The organism is Mesorhizobium robiniae (genome assembly GCF_040545535.1).
Lineage (GTDB): Bacteria > Pseudomonadota > Alphaproteobacteria > Rhizobiales > Rhizobiaceae > Mesorhizobium > Mesorhizobium robiniae.
The window spans coordinates 1-1038 of sequence record NZ_JBEPMC010000048.1; the positions used below are offsets into that span (position 1 = coordinate 1).

1 protein-coding gene and 1 tRNA gene are annotated in these 1038 nt (G+C 56.4%); both read left to right on the forward strand.

Annotation, left to right across the window (positions count from 1 at the left end):
- Window positions 1-436 precede the first annotated feature (436 nt).
- Window positions 437-527, forward strand: a tRNA-Ser gene (locus ABID19_RS34310).
- A gap of 163 nt (window positions 528-690) precedes the next feature.
- Window positions 691-933, forward strand: a complete 243-nt coding sequence (locus ABID19_RS34315; protein WP_354494863.1) for a GIY-YIG nuclease family protein — start codon at window positions 691-693, stop codon at window positions 931-933.
- Window positions 934-1038: the final 105 nt, after the last annotated feature.

Consider the following 1038-nt stretch of genomic DNA (forward strand, 5'->3'; position numbering starts at 1 on the left):
AAAGTTAAAAAACGGGTCTGGGTATTCTTTGCTGAAGGACAGCGTTCCCTGCCCCATCCCCACTACCGAAAAAGATGCGCACCGCGCCGCTCCTTCGAACTCGACATTACCCATGAGGCGGCGGCGTTCAACCACCATCGTACCGGCGAAAGGTCTATGCGGGTGCTATCCCCAAACGTTGTTGCACAAATGACACGATTTGGCCTCACTCGGAAAGCTCTCATTAACCATCGAGCCCTCTGGAGCCCTTGCAATCCGGCCGGTTCCGGCGATTGCCCGCCGGAATTGCGATCATGCCCCCGGGGTCGCCAGCCAGCGAATCGCCACGGAATCGCCGCACCGCCAAGGCGGCGCTTCGGCAGGAGCTGGTTTTTTCAATGATAATCACGCAGGCTTGTTGATTGTGCCGGCGCTTTTCTTTATCCACCGGCGCAACGGAGAGGTGGCCGAGTGGTCGAAGGCGCTCCCCTGCTAAGGGAGTAGAGGTCAAAAGCTTCTCGTGGGTTCGAATCCCATCCTCTCCGCCATCCTGCTTCGCGCTGCGCGCTTCGCAGGACAAGTCCGGCGACTCCCTCTCTGCGCGAAGCAGGATGCCCTCCGAAGCCTTGGCGAAGGAGGGCCGCAAACCCTTGCAGATTAAGGTTGGCAGCCCTGCTTCCGCGAAGCAGGATGGCGAGGGAGGGCTAATTCGTGTGGTATGTGTATCTGCTGGAAAGCACTGCTGCGGAAGGTGAGCGCTATATCGGCGTAACTTCCGACCTGAAACGACGGATCGTCGAGCACAACGCTGGAAAATCCAACCATACTTCCAAATTCATGCCATGGCGGATCGTGACCTATGTCGCCTTCTCGAACCAGGCCAACGCGACTTCATTCGAACGTTATCTCAAATCCGGTTCCGGGCACGCTTTCGCCAACAAACGTCTGTGGTGAATGTCCGCATCCTTTGCAAAATCCCACGATTATCCGAAAAAAATCAGCAATAACAATCTATTACCGCAGAAACACCTGTTGCCGGCCCGCTGTTTTGTTCGATTC